The sequence below is a fragment of the Desulfobacteraceae bacterium genome, from assembly GCA_022340425.1.
In the GTDB taxonomy this organism is placed as follows: Bacteria; Desulfobacterota; Desulfobacteria; order Desulfobacterales; family JAABRJ01; genus JAABRJ01.
Window position 1 is genome coordinate 1 of the sequence record JAJDNY010000163.1, and the last position, 6,536, is coordinate 6,536.

7 protein-coding genes and 1 tRNA gene are annotated in these 6,536 nt (G+C 61.5%); all 8 read right to left on the bottom strand.

The window, feature by feature from the left end:
- Positions 1-65: 65 nt before the first annotated feature.
- Positions 66-1,067: an RluA family pseudouridine synthase gene (locus LJE63_14535; protein ID MCG6907823.1), complete on the bottom strand. Its 1,002-nt coding sequence runs from the start codon at positions 1,065-1,067 to the stop codon at positions 66-68.
- On the bottom strand, positions 1,051-1,596 hold the full coding sequence (locus LJE63_14540) for a CarD family transcriptional regulator (GenBank protein MCG6907824.1): 546 nt from the start codon (positions 1,594-1,596) through the stop codon (positions 1,051-1,053). Before LJE63_14540 ends, LJE63_14535 begins: the two co-directional genes overlap by 17 nt.
- A 161-nt stretch (positions 1,597-1,757) precedes the next feature.
- Positions 1,758-3,767 carry a sodium-translocating pyrophosphatase gene (locus tag LJE63_14545; protein MCG6907825.1) on the bottom strand — a complete coding sequence of 670 codons (2,010 nt, stop codon included), beginning with the start codon at positions 3,765-3,767 and terminating at the stop codon, positions 1,758-1,760.
- Positions 3,768-3,797: 30 nt separating this feature from the next.
- Positions 3,798-4,424: an aminoacyl-tRNA hydrolase gene (gene pth, locus LJE63_14550; protein ID MCG6907826.1), complete on the bottom strand. Its 627-nt coding sequence runs from the start codon at positions 4,422-4,424 to the stop codon at positions 3,798-3,800.
- Between the two features lie 38 nt (positions 4,425-4,462).
- A complete protein-coding gene (locus tag LJE63_14555; GenBank protein MCG6907827.1) occupies positions 4,463-5,116 on the bottom strand; it encodes a 50S ribosomal protein L25/general stress protein Ctc in 654 nt (217 codons plus the stop codon).
- 37 nt (positions 5,117-5,153) lie between these two features.
- On the bottom strand, positions 5,154-6,092 hold the full coding sequence (locus LJE63_14560; protein MCG6907828.1) for a ribose-phosphate pyrophosphokinase: 939 nt from the start codon (positions 6,090-6,092) through the stop codon (positions 5,154-5,156).
- A gap of 43 nt (positions 6,093-6,135) precedes the next feature.
- Positions 6,136-6,210: transfer RNA gene (locus tag LJE63_14565), tRNA-Gln, on the bottom strand.
- Between the two features lie 102 nt (positions 6,211-6,312).
- Positions 6,313-6,536, bottom strand: a 224-nt coding sequence (locus LJE63_14570) for a hypothetical protein (protein ID MCG6907829.1), incomplete at its 5' end; no start/stop codon positions are given.

Consider the following 6,536-nt stretch of genomic DNA (forward strand, 5'->3'; position numbering starts at 1 on the left):
TCATTTGGAAGCGACGGCCTCATTGGGCCGACGCCATGGGTGAAAAGCATGCCCTGCAAACCGTTTCAGCGGCTGGAGGCGCAAGCGGCCAACCGCCGCAGGGTTTCCACCATATCCCGCGGCAGGGGGGCCTCGAAGGCCAGGGGGATGTTTGTGCCGGGGTGCTGAAAGCCGATCCGCCAGGCATGCAGCATCTGGCGCGAGGGCGATGGCGCCGCCCAGTCGCTTAGCAGGCCCGAGCGGCCGCCAAGGCGCCCTTTACCGTAGAGCGGGTCGCCCAGGATGCCGTGGCCAATGGCGGCCAGGTGCACCCGGATCTGGTGGGTACGCCCGGTCTTCAGCGCAACCTCCAGCAGGCTGGCACCCTGAAAAGCCCGCCTGAGTTTCCAGCGGGTCTCAGCGGTCCTGGACCGGGGGCTGCGGGTGGACATTTTTTTGCGGTTTACGGGATGTCGGCCGATGGGCAGGCTGACCACCCCGCTTTCAGCCGGCATTTCACCGCGGACGATGGCCAGGTAGGTCTTTTGGATGCTGCGGGTTTTAAATTGACGGGAGAGATGCACGTGGGCGGCCTGGTTCTTGGCCACCAGCAGGATGCCTGAGGTGTCCTTGTCCAAGCGGTGAACGATCCCCGGCCGCCGCTCGCCGCCGACCCCTTGAAGGTCGGGGCAGTGATGGAGAAGCCCGTGCACCAGGGTGCCGGAATGGTGACCGGCCGCCGGGTGTACCACCAAACCCGGCGGTTTGTTGACCACGATCAGCGCCTGGTCTTCATAGAGGATGCCGAAATCCACCGGCTCGGGGATGCAGGCGGCCGGTTCGGCGGCTGGGATCTGGCCACTGACGGCATCTCCGGGTTTCACCCGGTAGCCGGCCTTCCTGGGGATGCCGTTGACCCGGATGCACCCGCGGGCGATCAGCCTGGCGGCCAAAGAGCGGGAGAGATCGATGATGCGGACGGCCACGAGGGCATCCAGTCGCTGACCGGCCTCATGCTGCTGGATGGAGAAGGTGAAGCCAGCAGCGGCAGTTGCGGGGCTGAAGAGGGCGTCACTGGGGGGTGTCAAACAACGATTCGATCCGGGTCAGAATGGTTTCTTCGTCTGTTTTGGCGGCCGTGGAAAGCTCCTTGACCAGCAGACCCTGGGCGGTATCGTAGAGTTTGCGCTCGCCAAAGGACAGGTCCTTGGAGAGCTTCAACAGGGACAGGTCGCGAAATACTTCGGCCACCTCGTAGAGCGAACCGGTTTTGATCTTGTCCATGTATTCGCGGTAGCGCCGGTTCCAGGTTTGACTGTCGGTGGGATTTTCCGGCGGGGTCTGCATCACCTGATAGATTTTGGGAATATCCTCTTCGTTGATCACCACCCGCAGCCCGACGGAGGCCACGTTCCAGGTGGGGATCATGATAACCATCCCATTTTCGAGGACTTTCATGATATAAAAGTCGTGCTTCTCGCCGTTGACGCTGCGGCTTTCAATGGCCTCGATGCGCCCCACCCCGTGGGCCGGGTAGACCGCCAAGTCGCCCACCGCGAATGTCGGCACGCGACTGGAGGCCTTGCCGGTTTCTTCCCTGTTCCTTTTTTCACTCATTTCAACACCATGACGATGAATTTTGTCAAATTTTTCGCTTTATAAGAGCTTTTTTTATATCACACCACCTCCCAACAAGCAATAGAATAAAAAAAGGACCGGTGCCCCGCTGGGCCCCGGTCCTTTCGGGTCGAACGATAGAACGTGAAACGACTGGTGGATTACATCAGGAACGGCACCATTAGCAATGCCACCACGTTGAGGATCTTGATCATCGGGTTGACGGCGGGGCCGGCAGTATCCTTGTAGGGGTCGCCGACGGTGTCACCGGTAACGGCGGCCTTGTGGGCCTCGGAGCCTTTGCCGCCCAGATGGCCGTCCTCGATGTATTTTTTGGCGTTATCCCAAGCAGCACCGCCGGTGGTCATGGACAGCGCGACGAACACACCAGTCACGATGGAGCCGATCAGCAGGCCGCCGAGGGCGACCTTGCCCAGGAGAAAGCCCACCAGCAGCGGGGCGACGACCGGCAGCAGGGCCGGCAGCAGCATTTCCTTGAGGGCGAACTTGGTGACGATGTCCACACAGGCGCCGTAATCCGGTTTGCCGGTGCCCTCCATGATGCCCGGGATTTCCCGGAACTGACGGCGGACTTCATCGACCACCGCGCCGCCGGCGTTGCCCACGGCCTTCATGGCGATGGAGGCGAACAGGTAGGGCAGCAGACCGCCGATGAAAAGGCCGATGATCACGTTGACGTCGGAGAGGTCAAAGCGGATGCCCTCCTTGGCCCCGTGGAGCACGAACTCCTGGACATAGGCGGCAAAGAGGACCAGCGCGGCCAAACCTGCGGAGCCGATGGCATAGCCCTTGGTAACGGCCTTGGTGGTGTTGCCCACGGCGTCCAGCGGGTCGGTCACGGCGCGCACGCTCTCGTCCATCCCGGCCATTTCGGCGATCCCGCCGGCGTTGTCGGTGATGGGGCCGTAAGCGTCGATGGCGATGACCATACCGGTCATGGAGAGCATGGACATGGCCGCCATGGCGATCCCGTAAAGACCGGCAAAGGCGTAGGCCAGATAGATGGCCAGACAGATGGCCAGAATGGGCGCTGCAGTGGCCTGCATGGAGACTGCCAGGCCGGCGATGATGTTGGTTCCGTGGCCGGTGGTGGAAGCCTCGGCGATGCCTTTAACCGGGCCGTAGATGCCGGTGTAGTACTCGGTGATGATGACGATCACGACCGTCAGGACGAGCCCGATCAGGGTGCAGTAGTAAATGCTCATCGCGGACAGTTCGCCCACGCCGCCCATGTACATGGTGCAGGCATAGTAGAAGGCGACCGCAGCCAGGATGGCGGAGCCGAACATTCCCTTGTAGAGGGCGCCCATAATGTATTGGCTCTTGCCCAGGCGCACGAAGAAGACCGCGATCATCGAGGCGATGATGGAGATCGCGCCCAGCACCAGCGGAAACTCGGTGGCGATCGGGGTGTCGGGGAACAGCAGGTGCCCGATCAGCATGGCGGCCACGGCCGTGACGGCGTAGGTCTCGAAAAGGTCGGCGGCCATACCGGCACAGTCACCGACGTTGTCACCGACGTTGTCGGCGATGGTGGCCGGGTTGCGGGGGTCGTCCTCGGGAATTCCGGCCTCGACCTTGCCCACCAGGTCCGCGCCGACGTCGGCGCCCTTGGTGAAGATGCCGCCGCCGAGGCGTGCGAAGATGGAGATTAGACTGCCACCAAAGCCCAGGGCCACCAGAGCGATGACGTCATGGGTGGCGGTGTAGTAACCGGCAACTGAGGTCAGGGCCAGGCCTGCGACCATCATACCGGTCACCGAGCCACCCTTGAAGGCCATGCCGAGGCCCGCGGCGAGACCCTTTCTGGCGGCTTCTGCGGTGCGGACGTTGGCGATCACGGAGACCCGCATGCCGACGTAGCCTGCGCAGAAGGAGGCCAGGGCGCCCACCAGAAAGCCGATGGCGGTCTTGGCGCCCATGGTGGCGAAAATAACGACGAAAATAACGGCACCGGTGATGCCCATGCTTTTCATCTGGCGGTTGAGGTAAGCGATTGCGCCTTCCTTGATGGCGTTGGCGATCGACTGCATCTTCTCGTCGCCGGCGGGGGCGCCTTTGACGATCGACGCCAGCAGCATGGCAAAGGCGACCCCGATAGCTCCGACCAGCGTACAGACCAGCGGTAAATTACTCAATACAGCTTCCATTCTTCCCTCCATCTGTAGTTAAACGTGAAATCAAACCCGCTTTCCATTGAACCGGTTCATGCCCTCCCTCGTTCCATGGCAGAGGATGGTCACAACGGCTTCGCAGGCGCGCACCAGAACAGGCTCCAGGACCGCCTCCTCCTGCTCGGAGAAGCGTCCCAGCACATAGGCCACCGTATCCGGCCGCAACCCACCTGGAAGGCGGCTTCGTCCGATGCCGATGCGCACCCGGGTGAAACCCCCGCCGCCAACGGCATCCATCAACGACCTGACTCCCTTGTGTCCCCCGTGCCCTCCTTTCTCTTTGATTTTTAATCGTCCCAAAGCGAGGTCGAGATCGTCGTGGATGACGACGGTCTGCTCGCTCGATATTCCCAGAAAATCAATCAGCGCTTTTACCGGCGGCCCGCTGAGGTTCATGAAGGCCATGGGTTTGGCCAGAACCACGGGAACCCCCTGGATGCAGCCCGCTCCAAAGACCGCCTCCGATCTCGTTTGCAGCAGCGGGATCGCAAAGGCTTCGGCCAACTGATCCAGAACCCGGAAGCCCGCATTGTGGCGGGTGCCGACATAAGCTGGGCCCGGATTGCCGAGCCCGACCACCAGGTGGTGCGGGTTGCGGCCCTCTTGGGGCGCCGGGGCCGTCAACAAAACCATGGACAGCTAACCCGCAGGCGCCGGTGCGGCCGACCGGATCACGCCTCGGCCTCGGCCGCCGCCTCGCCGGCCGCCGCTTCAGCCTCCTCCTCCTCCTCCTCGCCCTCCACCACCTCGGGGCCTTCGGCCGCCTTGGGGCTGAGCACGGTAACGACGGTGAAGTTGACATCGTGGGGCACTTCAAAGTCACCGGGGAGCGGAATTTCCTCCACGTGAATGGACTCGCCAATACCCAGGTCGGTGATATCGATTTCGATCGCGGCCGGGATCTGGGTGGGCAGACATAGCACCTCCAACTCGCGCCTAATGATCTGGAGCATGCCGCCGGCCTCGACTCCCTTGCATTTGCCGGTGGTGGCCACGGGGATCGGCACGACGATCTTGCGGTGCATGTCGATTTCATAGAAATCGACGTGCAGAAAATCACGGGACAGCGGTCTGCGCTGAACCTCCTTGATCATGGCGGGGCGATTGAAGGTTTCGCCGTTTTCGACAATCAGATTCAGCAGAAGCTGGCCGGCGGCCCCTTTTTTTAGAACGGTTTCCAACTCCTTGGTGTCAACCGACAAATTGACCGGCTGGGTTTTCGGACCGTAGAGAACGGCCGGAACCCGGCCTTGCCCGCGCAGCGCGTGGGCCGGTCCGTTTCCCGTGCGGGTCCTGAGGCTGGCTTTAAGATCGAATATTTCCAAAAAGAATTCCTCCTTACAAACACGAAAAGATTACAGACTAAACAAAGAGTGAGGTCACGGAGTCCCCGCGGTGGCTGCGGATAATGGCCTCGCCGACCAACTCGGCAATCGTCAGCACCTTGAACTTGCCGGCGGCTTCGGCCTCGGCGGTCAAAGGGATGGTATCGGTCACTACCAGCTGTTTGAGGCCGGAGTTGCGAATGCGCGCGACGGCCGGACCCGAAAGAACGGGGTGGGAGCAGCAGGCGTGCACCTCCCGGGCCCCGTGGTCGATCAGGGCGCTGGCGGCCTCGGTAAGCGTGCCGGCCGTGTCGACCATGTCGTCCAGGATGATGGTGACCTTGCCTTTCACATCACCGATGACCGCCATGGCCTTGGCCTGGTTGGGCGCATCGCGGCGTTTGTCGACGATCGCCAGACCCGCGCTGAGGCGTTTGGCAAAGGCCCTGGCGCGCTCCACCCCGCCGGCATCCGGCGAGACGATCACCAGCTCGCCGGCGAAGGTTTCGCGAATGTATGTGATCAGGACCTTGGCGGCGAAGAGGTTGTCCACCGGAATGGAGAAGAACCCCTGGATCTGACCGGCGTGCAGATCCATGGTGATCACCCGGTTGGCGCCCGCGACGGTCAGCATGTCGGCGACCAGTTTGGCACTGATGGGAACCCGGGGGGCGACTTTCTTGTCCTGCCGCGCATAGCCGAAGTAGGGAATCACGGCGGTGATGCGCCGCGCCGAGGCGCGCTTGACCGCGTCGATCATCAGCAGCAGCTCAACCAGATTGTCGTTGACCGGTGAACAGGTGGACTGGATGATGAAAACGTCTTTGGCACGAATATTTTCGTGAATTTCGATCTGAATTTCACCGTCACTGAAGGTTTTGACTTTACCGCTGCAGGGGGGTTTGCCAAGATATTCGGTTATTTTTCGGGTCAAACCGGGGTTGGAGTTTCCCGAAAAAATTGCAAATTCGTTCATGCAACTACCGTTTCCGCGCTGTCCCGCGACACACTGTGAATGATGGCTGGGGCGGGAGGATTCGAACCTCCGAATGCAGGAACCAAAATCCTGTGTCTTACCGCTTGACGACGCCCCAAAAAAATTTTCGCCCAATCCGCTTTTTGCGCATCCCTGCCGGCAGCCTGAGCTCAGGCGGACAAAGAGGGTCGGGCCGAACGGACCAGACGAATAGCCAACGTCAGAGAAGCATCTCTGCCAGATGAACGTGCCACTCACGGCGCTGTGCGAGACGAGCCACGGCCCTGCCAGCAACCGCCGCGTCTTGGAAGAGACCGAAGACCGTGGGGCCGCTGCCCGACATCAGGGCACCCGCTGCGCCGAGACCGAGAAGCGCTTTTTTTATCTCATTTAACTGCGGAAAGTTACGGATCGTAACGGTTTCCAGATCGTTGCAGAGAAAGT